This window comes from Psychrosphaera ytuae (assembly GCF_017638545.1).
Lineage (GTDB): Bacteria > Pseudomonadota > Gammaproteobacteria > Enterobacterales > Alteromonadaceae > Psychrosphaera > Psychrosphaera ytuae.
This window is the reverse complement of record NZ_CP072110.1, coordinates 1,082,753-1,109,101: the sequence shown is the minus strand read 5'-3', so window position 1 is coordinate 1,109,101 and position 26,349 is coordinate 1,082,753. Positions and strand designations below refer to the sequence as shown.

The 26,349-nt window shown below is 43.0% G+C and carries 22 protein-coding genes and 1 other RNA gene; 17 read left to right on the top strand and 6 right to left on the bottom strand.

Annotation, left to right across the window (positions count from 1 at the left end; translation table 11 throughout):
• Positions 1-4: 4 nt before the first annotated feature.
• The 12 genes from ispC (at position 5) to tilS (ending at position 15,918) form a co-directional block, all read left to right on the top strand.
• Positions 5-1,192 (top strand): 1-deoxy-D-xylulose-5-phosphate reductoisomerase, encoded by a 1,188-nt coding sequence (ispC, locus tag J1N51_RS04865; RefSeq protein WP_208832848.1) that lies wholly within the window; start codon positions 5-7, stop codon positions 1,190-1,192.
• 2 nt (positions 1,193-1,194) lie between these two features.
• Entirely contained in the window at positions 1,195-2,535 is a 1,341-nt protein-coding gene (gene rseP / locus J1N51_RS04860; RefSeq protein ID WP_208832847.1) for a sigma E protease regulator RseP, read from the top strand.
• 39 nt (positions 2,536-2,574) lie between these two features.
• Entirely contained in the window at positions 2,575-5,049 is a 2,475-nt protein-coding gene (bamA, locus tag J1N51_RS04855; protein ID WP_208833325.1) for an outer membrane protein assembly factor BamA, read from the top strand.
• Between the two features lie 30 nt (positions 5,050-5,079).
• Positions 5,080-5,583, top strand: coding sequence for an OmpH family outer membrane protein (locus J1N51_RS04850; RefSeq protein ID WP_208832846.1), 504 nt, complete (start codon positions 5,080-5,082; stop codon positions 5,581-5,583).
• Between the two features lie 73 nt (positions 5,584-5,656).
• The gene (gene lpxD / locus J1N51_RS04845; RefSeq protein WP_208832845.1) at positions 5,657-6,700 is read left to right on the top strand and encodes a UDP-3-O-(3-hydroxymyristoyl)glucosamine N-acyltransferase; all 1,044 of its coding nucleotides are present in this window, start codon (positions 5,657-5,659) and stop codon (positions 6,698-6,700) included.
• Positions 6,701-6,731: 31 nt separating this feature from the next.
• Positions 6,732-7,196, top strand: a complete 465-nt coding sequence (gene fabZ / locus J1N51_RS04840; RefSeq protein WP_208832844.1) for a 3-hydroxyacyl-ACP dehydratase FabZ — start codon at positions 6,732-6,734, stop codon at positions 7,194-7,196.
• A 38-nt stretch (positions 7,197-7,234) separates the two neighbouring features.
• Positions 7,235-7,996 (top strand): acyl-ACP--UDP-N-acetylglucosamine O-acyltransferase, encoded by a 762-nt coding sequence (lpxA, locus tag J1N51_RS04835; RefSeq protein ID WP_208832843.1) that lies wholly within the window; start codon positions 7,235-7,237, stop codon positions 7,994-7,996.
• 22 nt (positions 7,997-8,018) lie between these two features.
• A complete protein-coding gene (gene lpxB / locus J1N51_RS04830; protein WP_208832842.1) occupies positions 8,019-9,194 on the top strand; it encodes a lipid-A-disaccharide synthase in 1,176 nt (391 codons plus the stop codon).
• 13 nt (positions 9,195-9,207) lie between these two features.
• Complete coding sequence (gene rnhB, locus J1N51_RS04825) at positions 9,208-9,813, top strand: ribonuclease HII (RefSeq protein WP_208832841.1); 606 nt, start codon at positions 9,208-9,210, stop codon at positions 9,811-9,813.
• Between the two features lie 29 nt (positions 9,814-9,842).
• Positions 9,843-13,328, top strand: a complete 3,486-nt coding sequence (dnaE, locus tag J1N51_RS04820; protein ID WP_208832840.1) for a DNA polymerase III subunit alpha — start codon at positions 9,843-9,845, stop codon at positions 13,326-13,328.
• Between the two features lie 52 nt (positions 13,329-13,380).
• Positions 13,381-14,337 (top strand): acetyl-CoA carboxylase carboxyl transferase subunit alpha, encoded by a 957-nt coding sequence (accA, locus tag J1N51_RS04815; protein ID WP_208832839.1) that lies wholly within the window; start codon positions 13,381-13,383, stop codon positions 14,335-14,337.
• A 90-nt stretch (positions 14,338-14,427) separates the two neighbouring features.
• A complete protein-coding gene (tilS, locus tag J1N51_RS04810; RefSeq protein ID WP_208832838.1) occupies positions 14,428-15,918 on the top strand; it encodes a tRNA lysidine(34) synthetase TilS in 1,491 nt (496 codons plus the stop codon).
• Between the two features lie 112 nt (positions 15,919-16,030).
• Here tilS and J1N51_RS04805 read toward each other — a convergent pair whose 3' ends face one another.
• On the bottom strand, positions 16,031-16,924 hold the full coding sequence (locus tag J1N51_RS04805; protein WP_208832837.1) for a GGDEF domain-containing protein: 894 nt from the start codon (positions 16,922-16,924) through the stop codon (positions 16,031-16,033).
• A 210-nt stretch (positions 16,925-17,134) separates the two neighbouring features.
• On the opposite strand from J1N51_RS04805, the gene J1N51_RS04800 reads away from it, so the two are divergent.
• Positions 17,135-19,117 carry a monovalent cation:proton antiporter family protein gene (locus J1N51_RS04800; RefSeq protein ID WP_208832836.1) on the top strand — a complete coding sequence of 661 codons (1,983 nt, stop codon included), beginning with the start codon at positions 17,135-17,137 and terminating at the stop codon, positions 19,115-19,117.
• 3 nt (positions 19,118-19,120) lie between these two features.
• Here J1N51_RS04800 and J1N51_RS04795 read toward each other — a convergent pair whose 3' ends face one another.
• Positions 19,121-20,305 (bottom strand): patatin-like phospholipase family protein, encoded by a 1,185-nt coding sequence (locus J1N51_RS04795; protein ID WP_208832835.1) that lies wholly within the window; start codon positions 20,303-20,305, stop codon positions 19,121-19,123.
• Between the two features lie 207 nt (positions 20,306-20,512).
• On the opposite strand from J1N51_RS04795, the gene ffs reads away from it, so the two are divergent.
• From ffs to J1N51_RS04775, 4 genes are all read left to right on the top strand, one after another.
• Positions 20,513-20,609: signal recognition particle sRNA small type (gene ffs, locus J1N51_RS04790), an RNA gene on the top strand.
• A gap of 156 nt (positions 20,610-20,765) precedes the next feature.
• Entirely contained in the window at positions 20,766-22,229 is a 1,464-nt protein-coding gene (locus J1N51_RS04785) for an alpha/beta fold hydrolase (RefSeq protein WP_208832834.1), read from the top strand.
• A 9-nt stretch (positions 22,230-22,238) separates the two neighbouring features.
• Positions 22,239-22,973 (top strand): ABC transporter ATP-binding protein, encoded by a 735-nt coding sequence (locus tag J1N51_RS04780; protein ID WP_208832833.1) that lies wholly within the window; start codon positions 22,239-22,241, stop codon positions 22,971-22,973.
• Positions 22,970-24,139, top strand: coding sequence for an ABC transporter permease (locus tag J1N51_RS04775; protein WP_208832832.1), 1,170 nt, complete (start codon positions 22,970-22,972; stop codon positions 24,137-24,139). The genes J1N51_RS04780 and J1N51_RS04775 overlap by 4 nt, the downstream gene beginning before the upstream one ends.
• A 33-nt stretch (positions 24,140-24,172) precedes the next feature.
• Here J1N51_RS04775 and J1N51_RS04770 read toward each other — a convergent pair whose 3' ends face one another.
• From J1N51_RS04770 to priC, 4 genes are all read right to left on the bottom strand, one after another.
• Positions 24,173-24,367 (bottom strand): DUF2496 domain-containing protein, encoded by a 195-nt coding sequence (locus J1N51_RS04770; RefSeq protein WP_208833324.1) that lies wholly within the window; start codon positions 24,365-24,367, stop codon positions 24,173-24,175.
• Positions 24,354-24,632, bottom strand: a complete 279-nt coding sequence (locus J1N51_RS04765; RefSeq protein WP_208832831.1) for a late competence development ComFB family protein — start codon at positions 24,630-24,632, stop codon at positions 24,354-24,356. Before J1N51_RS04765 ends, J1N51_RS04770 begins: the two co-directional genes overlap by 14 nt.
• 103 nt (positions 24,633-24,735) lie before the next feature.
• The gene (locus J1N51_RS04760; RefSeq protein ID WP_208832830.1) at positions 24,736-25,659 is read right to left on the bottom strand and encodes a histone deacetylase family protein; all 924 of its coding nucleotides are present in this window, start codon (positions 25,657-25,659) and stop codon (positions 24,736-24,738) included.
• A gap of 56 nt (positions 25,660-25,715) precedes the next feature.
• Positions 25,716-26,309, bottom strand: a complete 594-nt coding sequence (gene priC, locus J1N51_RS04755; protein WP_208832829.1) for a primosomal replication protein PriC — start codon at positions 26,307-26,309, stop codon at positions 25,716-25,718.
• Positions 26,310-26,349: the final 40 nt, after the last annotated feature.

The following is a 26,349-nucleotide window of genomic DNA, read 5'->3' as shown; positions in this document are numbered from 1 at the left end:
TCCCATGAGTAAACAAGTCACAATTTTAGGTGCGACAGGTTCTATTGGCCTGTCCACTCTTGACGTCATCTCACGTCATCCTGGCCAGTTCGAATTATTTGCAGTAACCGGCAACACTAATGTCGCTGGTATGTTAGAAATCTGTCAAACCTACCAACCTAAAGTGGCGGTGATGGCCAATGCTGATGCTGCCAAGTTGTTACAGCAACAAATTGAAAAAAACGGCATAGCGACAGAAGTCACTGCTGGCGTCGATAGCTTAGTTGATGTCGCGTCGCACTCTAGTGTTGATATTGTTATGGCGGCAATTGTAGGCGGGGCAGGTTTGTTGCCAACGATAGCGGCGGCCAATGCGGGTAAAAGGATCTGTTTAGCAAACAAAGAAGCTCTAGTTATGAGCGGCGACTTGTTCTTGGACGCTGTGTCAAATAACGGAGCAACACTATTACCAGTGGATAGCGAACACAACGCCATCTTTCAAAGTATGCCTCCAGAAGTTCAGCAGGGGGCTACGCTTTCGACCTCTGGAGTTCGTAAGATTTTGTTAACCGGTTCAGGCGGGCCTTTTTTAACCAAACCGCTTGAAGAATTTGGCGAAATTACTCCGGCAATGGCGGTAGCGCATCCTAATTGGGACATGGGCGCCAAGATTTCAGTAGATTCGGCAACAATGATGAACAAAGGCCTAGAGTTTATTGAGGCGCGCTTGTTGTTCAATGCATCGTTTGAGCAAATGGAAGTCATTATCCATCCACAAAGTATTATCCATTCGATGGTGAGTTATAACGACGGCAGCGTCCTGGCGCAAATGGGTCAACCAGACATGCGTACGCCAATCGCCCATACCTTGTCGTATCCGGCCCGAATAGAGTCGGGCGTCGAACCTTTAGACTTTTCTCAGCTTGCTGACTTTACCTTTGTTAAACCGGACTTTAATCGCTTTCCTAACTTAGCTTTAGCGTTAGAAGCCTCAAAATCAGGCCAGGGTGCAACTACTGCACTTAATGCCAGTAATGAAGTGGCAGTAGAGGCGTTTTTGCAAGGTGAAATTCGATTTATAGATATTGCTCAGTTAAACGAACGTGTTCTTAATGCTCATGTCAATTCTAAGCCTAATAGCTTGAGCGATATTTTAGAGCTCGATGCCCAAGCAAGACAGTTTGCTAAACAGGTTATAACTCAGGGAATTTAAAAATGGACGTATTAACCTCAATCGTTGGCTTTATAGTCGCCCTTGGAATTCTTGTTTTTGTTCATGAATATGGACATTTTTGGGTGGCAAAACGAAATGGGGTTAAGGTAATCCGATTTGCAGTGGGTTTTGGCAAGCCGATTTATTCATGGCATGGCAAGGATGGAACCGAATACGTTATTGGGATGATCCCGTTAGGCGGTTATGTACGGATGTTGGACGGCCGTGTCGATCAAGTTTTAGAGTCTGAGCAACATTTAGCGTTCGACAAAAAGTCGGTATGGCAACGCATTGCTATAGTGGCCGCAGGACCTATGGCTAATTTTGTATTTGCTATTTTATTAGTGTTTGTTGTGTTGTTACACGGAACTCCGGCACTCAAACCCGTCGTAGGTAACATTACTGCCAACTCAATTGCGCAGAAAGGCGGATTGCAACTGCGTGATGAAATCCTTCAAATTAATGAGCAAAAAGTTATCAGTTGGCAAGAGGTAACCTATGCACTTGCCGCCGCTGTCGGTGATGAACAATTACACCTTGTTGTAGAGCGAGAAGGTCGAACTCACAATATATTTATTGACAGCAAGGGGTGGCAGTTAGAAGACGGTGACTTATTGTCAGGACTAGGTATTGAGCCGTTTAGACCAAATGCAACGCTTAACGTTGCGTTTGTAGATGAGTCTGCACCTGCTGGAAAAGCTGGCGTTCAGGCCGGAGATAAAATCGTTACCATCAACGGAAAACTTATCACCGAATGGCAAGACGCCGTTGATATCTTCACGAATTCAGCAAACCAAACGCTGTCACTAGAAGTGCAGCGAGGCAACGAAATCATCGGATTTGAATTAAAGCCCGACAATAGGCCAACGGAAGATGGCTTTTCTCGAGGGTATGTTGGTATTGCTCCGCAATCAGAACCTTGGCCAAAGGGCTATGTATTTACCAACCAATATGATATTTTGCCTGCAGTTTTTGGTTCTTTCGTCAAAACGTGGGAACTGATTGAATTAACCTTTAGTATGATTGGTAAATTCATTACGGGCAGCATTGGCTTAGATAATTTAAGTGGGCCAATCGCGATCGCTCAAGGCGCTGGTGTCAGCGCTCAATCTGGGTTTGTCTACTTTATTAGTTTTATGGCACTCATCAGCGTTAATTTAGGGGTAATTAACTTATTACCGCTTCCTGTGCTCGATGGAGGTCATTTAATGTATTTTATTATTGAACTTATTCGAGGCAAGCCTGTCTCTGAAAGGGTGCAGGAAATGGGGTTCCGGTTTGGCGCAATGGCGTTGATGATGATTATGGGAATCGCCTTGTTTAATGATTTTGCTCGGTTATAGTGCGCTGTAACCTTCTGCAGTAGTTGTATTGGAATTAAAATAATAATGAAACGAATTTTAGCCGGTCTGATTTTAGTAAGTACAAGTTTGTACTCAAATGCTAATGACGACAAATTTGTCATTGAAGACATACGAGTTGAAGGGTTACAAAGAGTCGCACTTGGTGCTGCTTTAACTCACGTCCCGTTTAATGTCGGTGACCAAATCTCAGAGTATTATGTTGGCCAATCAATTAAGCGATTATATTCGTCAGGCTTGTTTGCTGATATTGAAGTATTTCGTGATGACAATGTAATTGTCTTCAAAGTGGTTGAGCGACCAACCATCAGTGAAATTGAGTTAGACGGTAACAGCGACTTAAAAGACGAGCAGTTGATGCAAAGTCTTGAAGACAGCAACATTCGCGTTGGTGAGTCTCTTGATAAAGCCATTTTGACGAGTGTCGAAAACTCTATCATTGAGTTTTACCACAGTGTTGGTAAATACAATGCGTCTGTCGAAGCAAAAGTGACTTACCTTCCGCGTAACCGCGTAAAAATCTTATTTGAATTTAACGAAGGTGACGCAGCCTCTATTCGCCAAATCAACTTGATTGGTAATGAAGTCTTTGACGACGAAACCTTATTATCGATTATCGAAAGTAAGCAAAACCTTGCTTGGTGGCAGTTCATGGACAATGACCGTTACCAAAAACAAGCATTACAAGGCGATATGGAAACAATCAAGGATTACTACCTTGATTACGGGTACTTGAAGTTTAATATCGATTCAACTCAAGTTTCTGTGGCTCCAGACAAAGAGTCAGTATACGTTACGTTTAACGTGACTGAAGGCGAACCGTACAAAGTTAAAAGCTTTGAATTGATTGGTGACCTGTTAGGTCAAGGTGACTTCATTAAGAAGATCATTCCAATTCAAATTAATGAAACTTACAACGGTTCAGTCGTTACCTACACCGAAGAAATGATCACTAAATACTTAGGCCGCTTTGGTTATGCCAATGCAAAGGTAACGACTTTCCCTAAGTTGAACGACGAAACCAAAGAAGTTGAGTTGACCCTTAATGTTGAACCAGGCAAACGCGTTTACGTTCGCCGTATTAAGTTCACTGGTAACTTTGCGACTTCTGATGAAGTGTTGCGTCGTGAGATGCGCCAATTTGAAGGCTCGACTCTGTCGAACAACCTACTCGAGTTGTCCAAGACTTTACTACAACGTCAAAAGTACATTGAATCTGTAGACTACTCAGTACAAGAAATTCCAGGCGAAGATGACCAAGTCGATGTTGTATTCAACATTAAAGAGCAAGCCTCTGGATCTTTCCAGGCGGGTGTTTCTTATGGTGACTACACAGGTCTGGCATTTAATGCATCTATTCAGCAAGATAACTTCCTAGGTACTGGTAACTCTGTTGGTATTTCACTGAACACGTGGAAAGCACAGCAGACGATCGCTCTTAACTACATGGATAACTATTTTACAGAAGATGGTGTTTCACTGGGTGGTCAGATTGCTTACAGTAATTATGATGCGTCTAAAGTAAACTTGGTAACTTACTCTCGTAAGACGGTATCTGTTGGTCCAACTCTAAGCTGGCCAGTTATGGAAAATAACCGTGTAAGTGTTGGGTTTGCATTTAAAAACTTAGAAGTTTCGTCACTGCAAAGTTACGACCAGATTAAAGTTTTCACCGAACCATTTATCGATCCAAGCGATCCAGATGCCAAGTTTAAGTTCAGAAACTACGAAGCTAATTTAGGTTGGACTCGTAATACCTTAAACCGTGGTGTATTCCCGTCAGATGGCTCAAGCCAATATTACGGCGTTAAAGTAACAACGCCAGGTTCAGACGTTGAATACTTTAAGATGACCTTTGACTCGAAGTTTTATTTCCCGTTGTCTCGTGACCATCAGTGGACAGTATTAGCTCGCTTTGAAGCGAACTACGGTAATGGCTTTGGTTCACTAAACGGCAATGATCAAATTTTACCATTCTGGGAAAACTTCCAGCAGCGCTCTAACGACCTACGTGGTTTTGACAGTAACACGATTGGCCCTCGTGGGGTAATTCGTACTCCGAGTTCAATTACAGGTGGTCCAAACGAGTTTGGTGGCGTAGAAAATATTTACATTGGCCCAGAAAACGATACATTAACAACGACTTTCCGTTCTACGGGTGGTAACGCGTCGGTATTTGGTGGATTAGAACTGATTACCCCAACGCCGTTCTTGAAAGAGGACTTTGCTAACTCGGTACGTACTTCAGTATTTGTAGACTTTGGTAACGTATGGGATACGGAATTTAATCTGGACAGTTATGCTGGATTAAGTGAAACAGAACAGGCGAAGCTTGTTGATTATTCGGACCCAGGTCGTTATCGTGTATCGACTGGCGTTTCATTGCAGTGGTTATCACCTATGGGACCACTGGTATTTACTTGGTCACGTCCTCTAAGAGAGTTTGAGGGTGATGAACATGAAGTATTTAGTTTTAATATCGGAACTACATTCTAGGACAATAGTTCTTAAATTTTGGAGTATAAAATGACACTAGCAAAAAAAATCTTAGCCTTAACAACGGGCATCTTATTTTCGGTTTCAGCATGGGCTGAGTCGATTGCAGTAGTAGACGTTCAAAAAGTGGTTGCACAGCTTCCACAAATGGCAACGATGCAACAACAGTTGCAACAAGAGTTTGCTGGTGCGGCTGAAGAAGTTGAAAAGCTAAAAAGCGACATTCAATTCAACATGGAAAAGTTTCAGCGTGAATCAATGACAATGAGCCAAGAGCAACAAGACAAGCTACGTGCTGACATTGAAGAAATGCAAAAGCAATTCCAAGCTAAGGCTCAGCCGCTACAAGAAAACATCCGTCGTCGTCAAGCTGAAGAGCGCAACAAAATCATGGCAATCGTTAAACAAGCGGTTGATCAAGTTGCTGCAGAGCAAAAAATTGACGTTGTTCTACAAGCGCAATCAGTTGCATTTGTAACGCCAGAAAAAGACATTTCTGCGCAAGTAGTCGAAAAGGCGAGTAAAATTAAGTAAAATATCGCTTAACTAATTTGGAAACCCACTTTAGTCTCTAAAGTGGGTTTTTTGTTTGTCTGGAGATAATTAAATGAGTCAAACAATTCAAGCGTTAGCCGATTGGGTTGCTGAAGGTTCGGGACTTGAGGTTAAAGTACAAGGCGATCCTGACTATATAGTGTCAAAGTTATCTACGATTGATGACGCTGTTGCTACAGACATTACTTTTTTAGCCAATCCTAAATACAAAAAACACCTTGAGCAATGCCAAGCAGGATGTGTGATTTTGTCTTCTGCTGTTCAGTCTGAGTGGTCAGGTAATGCGATCATATTGGATAATCCTTACGCAGGTTTTGCTTTAGTTGCACAAAAACTCGATACAACACCTATCCAAACCAAAGAAATTCATCCTAGTGCTGAGATTCATCGCGATGCGACGATTGAAGACGATGTCGCTATTGGCCCCAATGTTGTCGTAGAAGCGGGGGCAATAATTGGTCGTGGCGCACAGATCGGAGCAGGTTGTTTTATCGGTCGAGGTACAATTGTCGGCGCAGGTACACGTTTGTGGCCTAATGTCTCAATTTACCACGATGTAAAAATGGGACGAGAGTGTCTCGTCCAAGCCAACACTGTGATCGGGGCCGATGGATTTGGTTATGCGCCGTTAAACAAAGACGGCAATCAGCATTGGTTGAAAATACCTCAAATTGGTGGTGTCACCATTGGCGATTACGTAGAGATTGGTGCTTCGACAACGATTGATAGAGGTGCAATTAATGACACCTCTATTGGTGACCGTGTTATCATAGATAACCAAGTGCAGATAGCTCACAACGTCGAGATTGGTGACTTTACCGTCATCGCAGGATGCACAGCGATAGCTGGTAGTACTGTGATAGGCAAAAATGTAACCATTGGCGGCGGTTGTTCTATTGTGGGCCATATTTCGATATGTGATCGGGCCTACATCACTGGTCGTGCGTTTGTAATGAAAGACATTAAGGAGCCTGATGTATATTCTTCAGGAATGCCTGCAACAACAAATAAAGAGTGGCGCAAAAATACAGCCCGCTATAGAAAACTTGATGAATTATTTGGCCGAGTGAAAGAGTTAGAAAAACGTCAGCCGTAATTCTTATTGCAGCTTTGTAAGGAGACACATTTTGTCTGAGCAATTAAATTCTTTTGAAATTGAAGAAATCATGTCGTACCTACCACATAGGTATCCGATGTTGTTAGTGGACCGCGTCATCGATTACAAAGTGGGCGAAACCCTTCATGCTATAAAAAACGTAACGATCAACGAACCTATTTTTACCGGTCACTTCCCGGGCAAACCTGTTTTTCCAGGTGTGTTAATCTTAGAAGCCATGGCTCAAGCAACAGGCTTACTTGGCTTTAAGACCATCGAAGCGCAAAACGGTGAAGTTGATCCAAATGAACTATATTTATTTGCAGCAATTGATAATGCTCGATTTAAACAGCCTGTAACGCCCGGCGATACAATGCATTTTCACGTTAAATTCGTGAAAGAGCGCCGTGGAATTTGGAAGTTCTCAGGCGAAGCTCTAGTGGATGGTAAGTTGGCCGCAAGTGCAGACATCATGTGCGCGCGCCGAGTCCTATAATACGTTTCTGACGTCTAGTAATAAAAAGAGATCTTGATTTGATACACGAAACCGCAATTATTTCTGATTCAGCAAAGTTAGGTGAAAACGTCTCAGTTGGCCCTTATTCGGTAATTGGCGACAACGTAGAGATTGGTGATAACACTGTTATCCATTCTCATGTTGTCGTTAAAGGGCCTTCAAAAATTGGCAAAAATAATGAATTTTTTCAGTTTTCATCAATTGGTGAAGATTGCCAAGATAAAAAGTACGATGGTGAACCGACCCGTTTAGAAATGGGCGATAACAATATTGTCCGCGAAAACGTGACAATTCATCGCGGCACGATTCAGGATGAGAGCCTTACTAAGATTGGCAGCAATAACTTGTTTATGGCTTACACTCACGTTGCTCATGATTGTGTAATCGGTGACAACGTCATTTTTGCTAATAACGCAAGTGTTGCCGGTCACGTTCATGTTGGTGATTGGGCTATCTTAGGTGGCATGGTTGGCGTGCATCAGTTTGTTCACATTGGTGCTCATGCTTTTATTGGCTTGAACAGCATAGTGGTAAAAGATGTTCCTCCATACCTATTGGCATCTGGAAATGGTGCAGAGCCTAAAGGTCTAAATAGCGAAGGTTTAAAGCGTCGCGGTTTTAGCTCAGAACAAGTAAGTGCAATTAAAAAGGCATATCGCATCATGTACCGCAAAGGACTTACTGTAAATGAAGCGTTAGAAGAGTTAGATACCTCTGAGCCTTGTGTAAATGATTTTGCGTCATTTATTAAAAACTCATCTAGGGGTATCATTAGGTAAAACGCCTTATAAATCCCAAATTATGTCGAAATTAAAAATAGGCATTATCGCCGGAGAGCATTCCGGTGATCTTTTAGGCGCTGACTTAATGTCGGCGCTTATTGATCTTGCCAATCAAACATCTCCAGAACTACATCTCGAGTTTCGCGGTGTCGCGGGGCCTAAAATGCAAAAGCTAGGTTGTCATAGTTACTTCGATATGGAAGAACTGGCCATCATGGGCTTGCTTGAGATCCTCAAACATTTAAGACCGTTATTAAAACGCAGAAAGCAACTCGCTGCCGATCTTATTGAGTGGCAACCTGATGTGGTTATTGGGATTGATGCGCCTGAGTTTAATCTTGGTTTAGAGCTGATGCTTAAAGAACAAGGAATTAAAACAGTTCATTATGTGAGCCCGTCAGTTTGGGCTTGGCGTCAGTCTCGTATTAAAAAAATTAAACGCGCTTGTGACAAAGTATTGGCACTGCTGCCATTTGAAAAAGCGTTTTATGACCAACACGACATGCCCTGTGACTTTGTTGGTCATACTCTGGCCGATCAAATTCCAGTAGAAGACCAACAACTTCAGTGCAGAGAAAGGTTAAACATAAATGCCGGCGCTAAAGTATTAGGTGTATTACCGGGTAGCCGTGGTTCAGAGCTTAAGTTTTTACTACTGCCTTTTTTGCAAGTAGCGGCGCAGTTACAGTCTGAAAATAAAGATTTAGTCCTTTTGTTACCAACGGTTAATGAGCTTCGTAAAAATCAAATTGAGTCACAAATCGCAGAGCATTTCCCAGAGTTGACCATCACGGTTTCAATTGGTAATGCAAGAGACGTAATGGGAGCTGCGGATGCACTACTGATCGCCTCTGGTACTGCAACATTAGAAGCAATGCTAATGAAAACACCGATGGTAGCGGCATACAAACTCAGTTGGTTGAGCTATCAAGTGTTTTCTCGAATGATGAAAACCAAATTCTTCACCTTGCCGAATCTATTAGCCGGCGAAAAAGTGGTTGAAGAGCTAATCCAAGATGACGCCAGCGTTGACAATATGCTCGCACACATCAGGCCGATGTTAGAGACTGAGGATACTGAAATGAAGCAGCGATTTATTGATATTCATAAAGAAATTAAACGCGATGCAAGCAAGCGTGCGGCTGCTGCCATTTGGCCAATGATTGAGCTGAACTCGACGAGTAATACTAAATAACAAGTGAAGAGTTATGATTTTTAACGAAACAAACTTTGTCCGACCAAGTGTCGAACTTATCGCTGGTGTCGATGAAGTAGGGCGTGGCCCACTTGTAGGTGACGTCGTTACTGCGGCGGTGATACTAGATCCGAATAATCCGATCGAAGGCTTAAATGATTCAAAAAAGCTGTCCGAGAAAAAGCGCAACGCGTTAGCCGAAGAAATTAAAGAAAAAGCCTTAGCTTGGTCAATTGGTCGAGCGGATCCGAGCGAAATTGATGAGCTTAATATTTTACACGCCACCATGTTAGCAATGCAGCGCGCCGTCGCTAGATTGGCGGTACAGCCACAACACGTGTTAATTGATGGCAATCGAGTTCCGAGTTTGCCTATGCCAGGTAATGCCGTGATTAAAGGCGATGGTTTAGTCGCGGAAATTAGCGCAGCGTCAATTTTGGCTAAAGTCGAACGCGACAATGAAATGGCTGAACTAGACAAAATCCATCCAGAATACGGGTTTGCGAAGCATAAGGGTTATCCAACAAAATTACATTTTGAAATGCTTGCTAAATATGGCCCGACACCGCACCATAGAAAAAGTTTTAAGCCTGTGCAAAAAGCACTAGGCCTTGGTTAAGTTACAGACGAGTAAAAGTTTTTAGATTTATGTCAGATCCCAAATTTGTTCACCTGAGAGTTCACAGCGATTTTTCTATGATGGATGGCCTAGCTAAAGTAAAGGCCATTCTCAAGCAAGCCGGTGAGCAACAAATGCCAGCACTGGCATTGACCGATCAGATGAACCTTTGTGGTCTCGTTAAGTTTTATGAAGGCTGTCATGGCGCAGGTATCAAGCCTATTATAGGCGTAGATGTATGGCTACACCGGGCTGATGATGAGCCTTTGTTTCGACTGACTTTAATCGCCAAAAATAATGACGGCTACAAAAATATTACCACGTTGATTTCAAAAGCTTATTTACGTGGTTCTATTAAAGGTAAAATGGCCATTGATAAAGAGTGGCTGGCTGAGCACAAAGAAGGCGTCATTATTTTATCAGGCAGTTTTGCTGGCGATTTAGCCTACGCCATGAGCAAACACAATCAAAAGCTCATTGACGAGGTCCTTTCTTTTTATCAAGAGCATTTTGTTGATCACTTTTATATCGAGTTAACTCGTACCGGTCGTGCATCAGAAGGCATGTACATTGAACAAGCGGTCGAGCTTGCAGAGCAACATCAAATACCCGTTGTGGCAACAAACGAAGTTGTATTCCTATCAGCAGATGACTTTGAAGCTCACGAAGTTAGAGTTTGTATCAACCAAAAGCGCACTATAGACGATAAAAACCGCCCTAAAGATTACAGCCGCGAACAGTACTTGCGTTCAGAACAAGAGATGTGTGAGCTGTTTGCTGATATCCCATCTGCCCTTCAAAACTCAGTTGAAATAGCTAAACGCTGTAATGTTACAGTGCAACTTGGCACTTACTTCTTACCTGAGTGTCCAACAGACGGTATGAGCGAAGCTGACTACTTAGTTAAAGTATCGGAAGAGGGCTTGGAAGAGCGTCTAGAGTTTTTATTTCCAGATCCTGAGGTGCGCAACGAAAAGCGCAAAGAATACGATGAACGACTCGACGTCGAACTTAAAGTTATCAACCAAATGGGATTCCCTGGTTACTTCCTGATCGTTGCTGAGTTTATTCAGTGGAGTAAGGATCACAACATCCCCGTTGGTCCGGGTCGTGGTTCTGGTGCCGGTTCATTGGTGGCATACGCATTAAAAATTACTGACTTAGACCCGTTAGAGTTTGCCTTGCTCTTTGAGCGATTCTTGAACCCAGAACGTGTATCCATGCCGGACTTTGATGTCGACTTTTGTATGGACCGTCGAGACGAAGTTATTGACCACGTAGCAGAATTATACGGTCGTGATGCGGTATCTCAGATCATTACGTTTGGAACATTAGCGGCAAAAGCCGTAATTCAATCGGTTGGTCGCGTTATGGGCTTGCCATTTGGTTTTGTTGACCGTATTTCTAAACTAATACCGGGTGACCCGGGTATCACATTAGAAAAAGCCTGGAAGGCAGAGCCACAACTCGAACAAATTTACCAGCAAGACGACGACGCCAAAGAGCTGATTGATATGGCGCGCAAATTAGAGGGCGTTACTCGTGGTGCAGGTAAACACGCAGGTGGTGTTGTAATCGCGCCAACCAAAATCACAGACTTTGCACCTTTGTATTGTGATGACGAAGGTAAAAACCCAGTCACTCAGTTCGATAAAAACGACGTTGAAACAGCAGGGCTTGTAAAGTTTGACTTCTTGGGTTTGCGAACACTTACTATATTGCAGTGGGCCATCGATATGGCCAATAGTCGAATTGACAACAAAGACGACTACATAGACATAGCGGCAATACCTGTTGATGATGCGGCTAGTTTCCGAATGTTGATGAACGCCGAAACGACCGCAGTATTCCAGCTCGAATCGTCAGGGATGAAAAACCTGATCAAAAAGCTTCAGCCAGACTGTTTTGAAGACATCATCGCATTGGTTGCTTTGTTCCGTCCGGGTCCACTTGATTCAGGGATGGTTGATAACTTTATCGAGCGTAAGCACGGTCGAGAGGAAGTCGCTTATCCGGACCATGAATATCAACACGAGTGTTTAAAAGAAATCTTAGAACCGACCTACGGCATTATTCTGTATCAAGAGCAGGTAATGCAGATTGCCCAGGAAATGGCAGGCTACTCGTTAGGGGGCGCTGACTTACTTCGTCGTGCGATGGGTAAGAAAAAGCCCGAAGAGATGGAAAAACAGCGGGGTACCTTCGCTGAAGGTGCTAAGAATAACAACATCGATCCAGAATTGGCGATGAAGATATTCGACCTCGTAGAAAAGTTCGCTGGTTATGGATTTAACAAATCTCACTCGGCTGCTTATGCGTTGGTTTCTTACCAAACCTTATGGATGAAGTGCCACTATCCATCAGAGTTTATGGCCGCGGTAATGTCTGCGGATATGGACAATACCGACAAAATCGTCACGTTAGTAGACGAGTGCGAGCGAATGAAGCTGGTCATCGAGCCACCAAATGTGAATTCCGGCGAATATAAGTTTACCGTTAATGACGAAGGTCACATCGTTTATGGTATTGGTGCGATTAAAGGGGTAGGCGAAGGCCCAGTTGAAGCGATTTTAGAGGCACGTCAAGAAGGCGGTGTGTTTAAAGACCTCTTTGATTTTTGTGCTCGCGTTGACGTAAAACGTATTAACAAGCGCGTGATGGAAAAGTTAGTGTTATCTGGCGCCCTTGATCAACTTGGCCCAGAGCCACATAGCCAAGAAAATCGAAGTGTGATTATGGCGAGTCTCGAAGACGCCATGAAAGCCGCGACACAACATGCCAAAAATGCTGATGTCGGTCAGAATGACATGTTTGGTCTTTTTGATACCGCGCATGAAGAAGTAAAACCACAATTTAAACAAGCTGCACCGTGGCCAGATGCCACTTGGTTACAAGGCGAAAAAGACACGTTAGGGTTGTTTTTAACCGGCCACCCAATAAATGCTTATCGCAAAGAGCTTCGTCATTACACCAAGATAAAATTGTCCGAAGTCGAGCCAACCCGTCGTGATCAGAGTATCACAGTATGCGGTCTTATTATTGACATGAGAGTGTTGGTAAACAAGAAGGGTCGCAAGTGGGCATTGGTTACGATTGACGATAAAAGTGGCCGACTGGATTTTCGATTATTCCCTGAACAGTTCGATATGTTCAGTGATTTGTTGCAAAATGGTCAAATTGTCGTCGTTTCCGGACAGGTCAGCTTTGATAATTTTAGTGACGGCAATACAATGACTGCGCGTGATGTGATGTCATTGACGGTAGCACGAGAAAAATTTGTTCGAAACATAAAGTTAGATGTCGCTTCAGAGCAACAAGCAGAGGCAGTGATGAACAAATTAAAACGAATACTTTTACCGTACAAGGATGGCACGACGCCTATCCGTATTGGCTATCAAAACCAAATTGCGACCGCAGAACTCGAACTAGGCACTGCCTGGCGAGTCAGCCCGGACGAACAATTGTTGATAGATCTATACGAAAACTTGGCCATCGAGCCGAAATTGGAATTCTAGGAGCTGAGCTTGGGATTGAGCTTGGCCAAACAAATAAATAACTGGTGGTAAAATGAGTCTCAATTATCTTGAGTTTGAACAGCCGATTGCAGAATTAGAAGCAAAGATCAGCGAATTACAAAACGTAAACCGCGGTGGTGAGTTGGATTTAGGGCTGGAGCAGGAGATCTCGAATCTCAAAGAAAAGAACCGTGAACTCACTGAAAAGATCTTTAACAATCTTGGTGCATGGCAAGTTGCTCAAATCGCACGTCATCCTCTTCGTCCGTACACGAAAGACTATATCGATCGTATTTTTACCGAGTTTGACGAGTTAGCAGGCGACCGCACCTATGCTAATGACTTAGCGATTGTTGGTGGTATTGCTCGTCTAGACGATGAGCCGGTGATGATCATAGGTCAACAAAAGGGCCGTGACACCGCAGAAAAAATCAAACGCAACTTTGGTATGCCAAAGCCAGAAGGTTACCGCAAAGCATTGCGATTAATGGAAATGGCAGAGCGCTTTGACATGCCAATCATTACCTTTATCGACACTCCAGGTGCTTACCCAGGTATTGGTGCAGAAGAGCGTGGTCAAAGTGAAGCTATCGCACGTAACTTAAAAGTGATGTCAGGCCTAAAAGTACCAGTGATTTGTACTGTTATTGGTGAAGGCGGTTCAGGTGGCGCTTTAGCCATAGGTGTGGGCGATCGCGTTAACATGTTGCAGTATTCAACGTACTCAGTAATTTCACCGGAAGGCTGTGCCTCTATCCTGTGGAAGAGTGCCGCAAAAGCGCCTGATGCTGCCGAAGCTATGGGTATTACAGCGTCAAAAATCAAAGAGTTAGACCTGATTGACAATATCGTTCAAGAGCCTTTAGGTGGCGCGCACCGCGATATGGACAAAATGGCGTCTAATTTGAAACAACGTATTAAACAAGACCTTACGGATCTACGTACCCTGTCAAAAGAGGAACTCCTCGACAAGCGTTATGACCGTTTAATGGCCTTTGGTTATTTATAAAAACCAAGGTCTTGTTGTTATGCCTTTGGCATAGCGTCAAAGCTCAAGTATGATAAAGCCATCTTTTGATGGCTTTTTTTATGGCTTCTTATGGCTGCAAAGCAAAAACTAACTCAGCTTAACAAAGCATCTATCTATCATTTTTTACAACACAACCAGTTGCTTGAACGACCACTTTGGGTGGCTGTAAGCGGTGGATTGGACTCCATGGTGATGTTGCGTCTCATGTTGGAACTGAGAAAAAGTGCTGATATTAAATTTTGTGTTTTTCATGCGCAACATGGCTTAAGCCCGAACGCAGACCATTGGCAAGCCGTTGTAGAGCGATATTGTGAAATCAATCAAGTTGCGATTCACTCAGTCAAACTAAATCTCAAACAATCATCTCAGGCCTCATTAGAGCAAGTGGCAAGAGATGCAAGATATCAAGCGCTTTCAGACCTTATGCCGGTGAATGGCGTTGTGCTAACTGGCCACCACCAAACCGATCAAGCAGAAACCTTTTTGCTAAGACTACTGAGAAGTTCAGGACTTAGAGGACTTGGTGCAATGAAACCACTGGCTCCTTTGCCCCACGCTGATAAATTTGAAAGGCAACAGTCAATTGCACGGCCGTTATTGCAATTCGATCAAAACCAATTAGAAGCATACGCAAAGTCCCATCATTTAGAGTGGGTGAACGACGAGTCCAATAAAGATACTGTGTTTGACCGTAATTATGTTCGTCATAATGTATTACCGATTTTATCTTCGCGTTGGCCCCATTCTGTCAAAGCAATCAGTCAGACAACTAAGTTACTGCAACAAGATCAAGACTTGTTAGAAGAGTACTTGCAAGGAGATTTGCGTAATTACACTGAGTCAGTCGGCTTTGGCCAAATTAAAAATAGCTACCATGAAATTAAGCCTTTATTCGAACTACAAGGATTAAACCTGACCAAACTGTCGCAAACCACTCCTTTAAAACAAAACGCCTTATTAAAGCGGTTCGTCGAGCAGTATACCGCGCACACAGTTGGCGAAAAGGTACTGGTTGAGATAGTTAACTCGATGTTAAACACAATGGCTGATCGTCAGCCTGTTATAACTTTGGGAGATGTGGAGTTACGTACCTACAAAGATTGGCTATTTGTAATTAACACAGCCGTATTTGGCCCGCGTGATGGAGAAATGACGGAGAGGTTTAAGGTACAAAACCACAATGATGACCACAACGTTGAGCACAACGATGGCCAAATTGTGATCACATTGGATATCGAGCCTCATTTAAATCCATATACGGATAATGAGTTTTTGATAACACCGAAATCAATGGCAAAAGAGGCGCTTGCGGCGTTGAATCCAGACAACATGACGTTAAAACTAGGTGAATTAACTGCGCGCATACGCCCTAATGCGAACAGTGGCCGAAAGAAAGTGTCAGATCTACTAAAACAAAAACACTGTCCAGCCTGGTTACGCCATTTAGTTCCCGTTATTTCAGTATCTGGACAACAAGAAGTAACAGAAGATGGCAACAAATCCAGTTCAAATGCGATTGCAGTACTTGGTTTTGCTGTTGCGGCTGATTTGCAAAAGTAGCGTTAAATAATAGCTAAAACAAAGAGATATAAAAAAAGCCATAAACGAGGTTTAGGGCTCTTTACCGCTTAGCTTAGTTGACTCTGGCTCAGCCTATTTTGTTTTGCTTCCGTTATGCGGTTCTCACACAGTTTTTTCCTGCGTGTTTGGCGTCGTATAGCGCCTTATCTGCCCTAGCAAACAAACTAGTCGTAGAGTCTGCTTTGTCAAACACGGCATAGCCAATACTGACTCCTACCGAGTACTTCTGGGCGATTTCAGAGCCGAGTACAGCTTGCTGAAGTCGTTCAGCTACAAATCGTGCACAGTCTTTGGCTTGCTCGTCCAAAATGATTGCAAATTCGTCACCTCCAAAGCGAAACGCCTGATCTGTGCCTCGAATGCAATCCAATAACAATTGGGTAAAGCGGACTAAGATTTGATCACCAAGTTGGTGGCCATAACGGTCGTTTGCTTGTTTGAAGTTATCTAAATCTAACACCATCAGACTAAACTTTGTATCGCGACGCTTCGCACTACAAATTGCACGACCAATCGCGTCGTCATAACTTGCTCTGTTACCAATAGCAGTCAACGGATCTTTAAGTGCCATTTGTTGTAACTGCCAAAAAGCCAATGCATTGCGTAATGGAAATACCAAACGCTTTTGAAAGTTACTCAAAGACGACAACAAAATATCTGTGATCGGTTTAGTCGAAAAATAACGAAGACGACCCATAAGTTGATCATTGATCTGAATTGGTAACGCTAACTCTTCATGTGAAGAGCTTGGCATACCGGCCGTAAACTTTCCGTGGTAAGTATCTAACTCCACGGCAGCGACTTTGTGGCTAGCTCCAATTGCTGCAAGGTAAATTGAAAGCAGCTGCTCAATATCAAGTGTAGTTTGTAGTTGTTCCGTCAACATCGCTGGATCTTGTGTCACTGAGTTATACCCTTGCCAACTAGGTACAAATGCAGTGTTCGTCTCTGGATTTACCACATCCAAATGACTGATATAGTCCATCTGATTCTCCAATGCGAGTTGCTAAATAATGAATAGTCACGATATAAGCGAATCCCATGCCAGTTTTGCAATGATCTGATTACCTTAGAAAAACGCTGTTTTGATCAATTATTCTGCTACACTGACAAAATACCGACGGCAATGAGTTGCCTGCGTTTCCCGCGTCAAACGGCAGAATTTATTCAGTTTTAAAGAGGAACAAAACGGATTATGGATCACGGCTTTTTTGTTGAGCTTATTGTCTTGTTGGCAACATCAGTGTTCACGGTTTGGCTTTTCAAAAGGTTTAAATTACCTGCGATTTTGGCGTATTTGGTAGCAGGTGTGATTGCTGGGCCGCAAGTTTTGTCAGTGATCACAGATCCCAAAGATCTTGTTCTTGTTGCTGAGCTAGGCATCGTCTTTTTATTATTTAGCCTGGGGCTGGAGTTTTCTGTTCCTAAACTAGTAGCAATGAGACAGCTGGTATTTGGCGTTGGTAGCGCACAGGTCATAATTACCTTACTCATTGTGATGTTGCTGGTGGTTTCTCTCAATCAAACTTGGGCTAGCGCCTTTGTTATCGGCAGTATATTCGCACTCTCATCAACCGCAGTTGTGGTTAAAAGCCTTAACGAATCAGGGCTGACTCAAACAAAACGAGGTCAAATAGCGATTTCGATACTCTTGTTTCAGGATATTGCTGTCGTGCCTTTTTTAATAGCAATCCCTTTGCTAGGTGCCGAAGGAGAGGGCAGCATGATGTTTGCCATTTTGGCAGCGTTAGCGAAAGGTGCAGTGGTCGTTACCATACTATTATCCGCCGGAAAGTGGGTGTTACCACGGATCTTTAATCAAGTCGCACAAGTGAGAACCGATGAGCTATTTGTTCTAACGGCCATTTTAGTTACCGTTTTGGCGGGTACCTTAACTAACTTCTTTGGTTTATCAATGGCTCTTGGCGCTTTCTTAGCAGGTATGATGCTCAGCGAAAGCCAATACAAACATCAGCTAGAGGCCGATATTAGACCCTTTAGAGATATATTGATGGGGGTATTTTTTATCAGTGTTGGTATGGCGCTAAATCTTTCTGCCATGATCACACAGTGGCCACTGATTTTATCTGGTATCGCTTTATTACTTTTGGTCAAAACCCTCATCATACGTCACCTAGCAGTGCTTGCTGGTGAAACCAGTGCAGATGGCTGGGCGGCGGGCCTTATGTTGTTTCAGATGGGGGAGTTTGGTTTTGTACTAGTGGCTCTTGCGCAGCAGTTTGATTTGTTGTCTCCTGAGATTTCTGCGGCATTGTTAGGTATAGGTGTACTGAGTATGGCAGTTACTCCTTTCATTATTAATCAAGACAAACAAATCATCGCCTTTGGCGGTCGTATCTTTGGCACGACTCAACAAGACTATATCGAGCAACAAGAAGAAGCCGAGTTTGAAACAAATTTATCCGAACACGTCATCATTTGTGGGTTTGGCCGAGTAGGTCAAACCGTCAGCCGATTTTTAAAATCTGAAGCTGTGCCTTATGTGGTTCTTGATGTCGATCCGGTTCGTGTGGCAGAGGCGCAAGCTGCTGGTGAAAACGTACAATACGGACATGCTCGAGATAAAGCTATCTTAAAAGCGGTTAGAGTTGACCGCGCTAAACTTGTCGTCGTTACTTTTGGTGACCTTACAAAAACACAAACCGTAATCAACAATGTTAAAGCCCTCTCTTCCAATGCTCGTATAATGGTTCGGACTAAATCAGACGAGCACATGGGCTTTATACTAGAAGAGGGCGCTGATCAGGTCGTGCCAGAGGCGCTTGAAGGCAGTTTGATGCTAGTATCCCAAGTCTTGTTCGAATCAGGCGTTCCTATGTCTCGAGTGCTCCGTCGGATCAGAAAAGAAAGAGAAAATCGCTATGGACAAATGCACGGATTTTATCAAGGGGAAACGACGGATTTAGCAGCGAACAAAAGGGATTTATTAGAGTTTATCCATGCCATTAACATCCCACCATCGGCCTTCGCCGTGGGTAAAACCTTGGAAAGCCTAAAACTAGAGGAACGCCGAGTTGAAATTGTTGGCTTACGTCGCGATGGCAAAGAGGTGTCTTCACCGGAGCCTGATACAGAAATAAAAGCGCACGACGTCTTAGTTGTAAAAGGCAAGCCCCGCCGCGTCGAACGAGCGGAGCGATACGTATTAACAGGCTGAGACTTACGCGACAGATGAAGTGTTATGTTGATGTTTTCGCGTAGGTCTTTGGTATTTTTCTAATTCTAAAAATTCCATGATCTCATCAATTCGCTCTTGGCCATCTTCGTAGCCAATCTGAATAAGTTTTTCAGTAAATGGCTTCTCAAACAAAATGTAACTCAACAACGCCGACTCAGAATTTTGTTTTACCCCAAAAAATCGCATCAAAAATCGAATAGCTGGCGGTAAGTTTTGATAGTAGCTTTGAGCAATTTGGTTGAAGTTACGGCTTGGGTTTATCAACAAGGTGTCAATTTTCTTTAAGCCTGTTTTATCTGTTGAGGAGTGTTCAAGCGTTTTGTTTATTCGTTGTAAGCGCTCCAAATCAGAGTTGATTGAGTCGGTAAATACAGTGTCAAGTAAATGCCCAGTTATGGCAGCTGAATTAGGGTGGAACTCAGAGTGACCATAGTATTTATCTTGGCTAGGCTGCGCTACGCCAATAATGAGAATTTTATCGGCACCAAGATGGATAGAAGGGCTTAACGGTGATAACTGGTGAATCGCGCCATCACCATAATAGCTATCGCCAATTTTCACACTTGGAAAGACCAAAGGAATAGCCGATGACGCTAATAAGTGTCGTGTGGTTAGAACCGTTTTAATTCCTTTGCGTTTAGCGCGTTGCCACTCATTACTATCCTTACTTTGAAAAAAGGCAATAGAGTCTCCGTCACTGTAACACGAGGCAGATACCGAAATGGCAGATAGGTGATCCGTTAAAATATTTCGGTCAATTCGTTGAAAGTTAACTACCTGTTTTAACAACTGCTTAAGAGGCTCATTATTCAACAAACTGGTAGCACGGTCTTGACCTCGTTTGCTAAACCGAGATAAAAAGTTTTTAAATAAATGTGAATAAACACCATACCAACTGCTGACATAAACCTGATTTGTCTTGAAGTTTTTCCAAACCCACTCGGCTTTTTTTACCCCCAAGTGATAACAAGAGGCATGCGTTGCCAAAGTTACGGCGTTGATGGCTCCCGCAGAAGTACCACTGATCACATTAAAGGGTGACTTTTGGTTTCTTGGCAAATGAGAAGCGATAGCTTTTAAAACACCAATTTGATAAGCAGCTCGAGCTCCTCCGCCCGTTAACATAAGGCCAACGTTTGGCGGGCTTTTAGGTTGACTAAATAACATTTTGTGCGGAAATTCCTTGCTAAAATACGACCCTAGTTTTGCCACAGGTTACGATATAAACCTAGCAGAAAAAAGCACTTACTCAATTATTGAGCAGTTGTTTTAGTTAACTGCAGGATTGTTGTAATTGGCCTTGCATGTCCTCGAGGTTTACGTAATAATTCGCGCCGATTGCTTGATTACGCAATCAGTCCATTATGGTATCCCCATTGGTTCTCTCGCAACGATAGTTGGTTAACCTGGTCAGGCCCGGAAGGGAGCAGCCACAGCTAATGACTCGTGTGCCGGGATGTGGCTGGTGGGGGTGCCACCCAATCTTCCTTGATTTCTTTTTTCTTTTCATCAGAAACATTTAGTTACTGAAAATCCCGACACCTTGCTTTAAGATAAATTAAAATACGCGCTGAAAAGTTATGCGTATTCTAAATATGCAAAAAATCTATAAGAAAAAGGAGTTCCCATGCTATCCGTTTTAACACGGCTAAGTGGCATCGCAATGCTGTCTGGCACCCTGATTTCTCCATCAGTTCAAGCTCAGCAATTAGAGCTTGAGAAGTGTTTCGTAGATGGAATCAAATCACAAGTTTTATGTGGTTCACTGGAGGTTCCAGAGAATCGAGCCGAACCAATCTCAGAACAAAATAAAATCGACGTAAATGTCGTTGTGCTTCCTAAGTTCAAAGAAGAGAGCAAAACGGTCCCAGTAATATTTTTGGCGGGTGGTCCTGGTCAAGCGGCGACTGAACTCGCTGGAATGATGGATGGCAGATTGGAAAAAGTCCGCCGTGAACACGACATCATTTTTGTCGACCAACGCGGTACCGGCAAGTCTAACGCGATCATGTGTGACAAGCCATTTGTTGAGCCTTTGTCATTTGACGACAGCCAATTAGATGTCAAAGCAGAAATAGAGGCGTGTTTAGCAGATAACACCGGACACCACTTACCTTCTTACAACTCTATCGAGCATATCAAAGACCTTGAGGCGGTGAGAGCTGCATTAGGTCACGAACAGCTTCATGTATTTGGCGGTTCGTACGGAACTCGCGCTGGATTTACCTACTTACAACAATTTCCTGAGTCGGTTAAGACAGCCGTATTAGACAGTAATGCGCCAATGCAGTTAGTGATTGGATTTTTTGGCAAAACCTCCGAACGTGCCTTTGACATGTTGGTAGAGGACTGTAAAAACACAGAAAGCTGTCATAAAGCGTTTCCTAACTTAAAACAGGATTATTTGGATTTTGCTGAGCGTCTCAAAAAGGGTCCAATCAAAGTGGATATGTTCCACCCCTTAACCGGTAAACCTGTCGAGTTTGTAATGACTGACTCTAAAGTCATTGAGTCATTACGCGGACTTTTATATAGCTTAGGTACACGCTCAATGTTGCCTTATGCGATTAACCGCGCTGCTAGTGGCGACTATCGCATGATTGCCGCACTAATTGGTCAGCAGGCTGATTCTGAGCGTCAGCCAGGACAGCTATACAATGGTCTTACCCTTAATATTTTGTGTAATGAAGACATCCCTCGAGCGATGCCATCAGATATCAAAAAAGACGGTGATAACTATTTTAATGGCAACAACACGTTTGAGCAGTTTTCCTCAGCGTGTGAACATTGGCCTAAATTCGAAGTGGAATCTGGCTTCAATGAACCATTAAAAACAGACGTTCCTGTGTTGTTGTTTTCTGGATTGTATGATCCCGTTACACCACCTGAATATGGTGATATGGCAATGGAAACCTTAGAAAACGCCAAACATGTCGTCATCAAACAAGCTTCTCATGTGGCTTCATTTAATCAATGCATCGACCCTATTAGTGAGTTTGTTAAAACGGGCAGTTTTGATGGACTTGATTTTAGTTGTGCAGATCAAGAACGTCAGCGCATGTTCTTCGTCGATATGAATCAGATTAAATAGGAGCGAGTCATGTTAGAAGTGAAAAATTTAGTTAAATCTTTCGGTGAATTCCAAGCTCTTAAAGATCTGAGCTTTAGTGCTGAAGATGGCCAAATAACGGGTTTGTTAGGCCCCAATGGCGCAGGTAAAACGACTGCATTACGAGTTTTATATGGCTTATTAAAAGCAGACCAAGGCGTTGGTATTATCAATGGTATTGATAGTGCTAAAGAGCCGATGAAGGCCCGCAGTCACATTGGCATATTCCCGGATAAGTTTGGTTTGTACGAGCGGTTAACGGCGCGTGAGCAAATCAGTTATTTTGCTGGTTTACATGGCTTTAAGGGCGCAGACCGTGATGCTGCAGTTAATAAAGTGATCACTCGATTAAATATTGAAGACATCGCAGATCGTCGCTGTGAAGGTTTTTCGCAAGGTCAACGAATGAAAGTTGTGTTAGCACAATCGCTAGTACACGAACCTAAAAACCTGATCCTCGATGAACCAACTCGAGGTTTAGATGTAATGAGTACACGAATTCTTCGAGATATCTTAGCGCAACTAAAAGAGCAAGGGACGTGTATTTTATTTTCATCTCATGTGATGCAAGAAGTCGCGGCTCTGTGTGACAAAGTTATCGTTATTTCTGATGGTAAAATTGCCGGTGAGGGTACACCTGAAGAATTGTGTGAGCGCACGGGTGAGTCTTCTCTAGAAGAAGCGTTTGTAAAACTAATTGGTACTGATGAAGGAATCGCAGCATGATCATGTCATTGTTAAAAAAGGAAGTGTTGGACTCTATCCGAGATAAACGCTCAGTAATGGCAGCGCTGCTTGGTGCCGTGGTTGGTCCAATTATGTTTGTTGGAATGTTTTCGTTTCAAATCGAAAAATCTCGCTCACAAGAAACCATGTACGTGGAGTTTGAAAATCAACAACAAGCACCGCAATTATTGGAGCTATTTGATCGTGAAGACATCTTACACGCGCCAAAACCAGAAACCGGTAAGACAATTGAAATTGACGGTGAGGATGAGACGCATTCGGGTATCACAGTTCGATTTGCTGAAGATTTTGCTGAGCGTCTAGCTGCAGCGAAACCAGCTGAAGTGTTTGTCATTGCTGACCACTCAGAGCAAGATGCCAACAGTAACATTCGTCGAATAAAGTCAGTGTTGAATAGTTATCAAGGTTCAGTCGTTTCGATGCGGTTAATGGCCAGAGGTATTTCTCCGAATGTCGGTGCGGTATTAAAAGTGACTGACCGAGATACCAGTACCCCAACGTCAAAGTCCGGTATGATCTTAGGTATGATTGCAGTGATGATATTAGTATCCGTGTTTGTGTCTTCAACAAACGTAAGTATTGATACCAGTGCGGGTGAGCGTGAGCGCAATTCATTAGAATTATTGCTTATGCAACCAGTGTCTACGTTTGATGTTGTTGCTGCCAAAACGCTCAACGCTGCTTTTTATTCCATGGCTGGTGCGACACTGAGTATCTTGTTATCACTCGTTTTATTCCCATTTGTGCCTTTACATAAAGTCGGATTGGCGTTCAACTTCGACTTAGTATTGGCTGCACAAATTTGGCTAATATTGATCCCTCTCGCTGTATTTGCAGCGTCTTTCCAGCTAGCGACGGCATTCCATGCCAAATCGTTTAAGGAAGCACAGTCATATATCCAATACACGATTATTATTCCTGTTTTTGTACCTATGGTGGTCCAAATCACTGAATATAAACACGTCATTTTGGGTTGGATTCCAGTTGTTTCACAGCAGCAGGCTATTAGCCAATTGGTAAAAGGTGAGTTAAACGAGTACCTTCCTGTCGTGATGGGTTTTGTTATTACGCTGTTGGCGTCGTTAGCCCTAACACTATTTACTGCACGTTCATTACGTTCAGAAAAAGTGGTATTGGGCTTGTAATACGAACTTTCAATAGTATAAAAAAAACACGGTCTAGGCCGTGTTTTTTTCTTTTAGTTTGTATTCCAAATCGAGTTTAACGATTTCGAGGGCTTCGAGTGCGACATCCGGTTCAATTTGATGTGACTCCAAGATCATGATCAAATCTACCGCTAGTTGAATATGAGGTGGTGCGTCCGACAGCGGAGAAGAGCTGTTTATTTTTTTGTTGTCTTCAGTCTTCGGCATCACGTGTATCTCTAGAACTCATAAATTCCATTGCGCGTCCAATGGCTTCTTTTACATTCATTTCCATTTCAAAGCGTTCAGCTTGCGGTAAATAAAACGCCATGTCGACTTCGTGGCGGATATACTTAGATGGAAGTTGATTCAAAACGATACAACACATATCGGCCAAAAACTCTTCAGAGAATTTTTGGTCAAGCTTGTTGTGAGTAATAAAATCGACAACGAGCTTTTCGTAATAGTTATGTATGTCAGTAGGCATTTGCATGGCGTTTTATTCCTTTTATTTTTGACCTATTGCCAACAACTTAAGTGTTGATAACCATATCACTTTTAACACAGTTTGGACAAAAACAGATGATTTTGCCACTTTATCTGTTGTTTACCCCGAATATGGCTCTCGCTGCTCTGGGTAGTTGCTGGTGGACATCTGTCAGTGCATCAATATCACGTTGGTAGCCTCCACCGATCACAGCCATGATCGGGATAGCCATATTTTTAGCCATATTGAACACCAGTTTGTCGCGTGCAAAGACGCCATCAGTTGATATATTAATCAGCCCCAAGTCATCATCTCTATGGATATCAATACCTGCGTCGTAAATGATAAAGTCTGGTTTAAAAGCCGAAATGACGGTTTCGAGAGTATCGCTGACGATGCTTAGATAAGCGTCGTCTTCTAAGTGTTTGTCAACGCCAATATCCCAATCACTCTGTTGTTTGCGCGCCGGAAAGTTTTTTTCACAATGTATCGACACTGTATATATACGGCTATCTGAAGCACAACAGGTTGCGGTGCCATCTCCCTGATGCACATCACAGTCAAATATTAATACCCGACTTGCTTGGTCGTTATCTAACAATTGTTTGGCGGCAAGCGCCAAATCATTAAAAACACAAAAGCCAGAGCCAAAGTCAGGATGTGCGTGGTGATAACCACCCGTCATATTGAGGGCAATGCCATGCTCAAAAGCGAGCTGTGCAGTTTTAATAGTGCCAGCAACAGCAAAGCGAGTTCGCTTTACAAATTGTTCTGTCCACGGAAAGCCAATCCGTTTCATACTTTTTTCAGATATTTCACCACTGATAAAGTCGTTGATGTAACTGCGAACATGTACTTTGGCTAAGGTATCTTCATGGACAGGTCGCGCAACCTGATGCACCTTAAAGTCGCCTGGATATTGATGTAATACACGGTCAAATAAAGCCTGGTACTTTTCGATAGGAAAGCGGTGGTTTCTTGGTAAGGTTAACTGGCTGTAAATAGGATGAAAGACGATGGGGATTTGAAACATGAGACCTCTTGTTTTTACATTCCTACTTGTAATTCAAAGCTTATAAAAGACGGCGGCTAACGTTCGCTTTGTTTATCTAGTGCTTGTATTTGCTCTTCGACACCGCTTAATGCTTGACGGCATCGACCTAGACGCTGTTGAGTCAACAAAACTGCATTTTGTAATTCGGAGCGGTTAGAAGCATTGGCGTGTTGCAACTGAGCTTGTTTGTCTGCAACCATGTCTAACAAACGACGTTCGTACTCTTGTAACTTGGACAACTCTTGATACAAGGTCTGAGCCGATTGAGTCACTCTTGCCGCCATTTGTTTTACGCGGTTAACTTTAGAAAAGTGCTTTTTATTTTGGTTACTGTATTTAGTACTTAAATATGAAGAATTGGTAAAGTTTTTAAAACAAGAAAATTGCGCTGCAATACGTTCCGTTAAATACTCTGCGTAGCTTTGCTCAGTCACAGACTCGAGCCTTGTTATGTTGTTTTGAATTTCTGTTAAATAGTCGTCGAGTTCTTCACTTTTGGTATAGAAGCTACTCGAGTTAAAAACATCACTTGCTGAAAACCAGTTTTGTTGCATCAGTTTTTGATGTTGAAGTTGGGCGGTCAACTCCGTCAACTTGGCTCGTAACTGCTCTATTTGATGTACTGACATAGCGTTCTAATTTAGTGAAAAAACAATCGAATTGATGTCT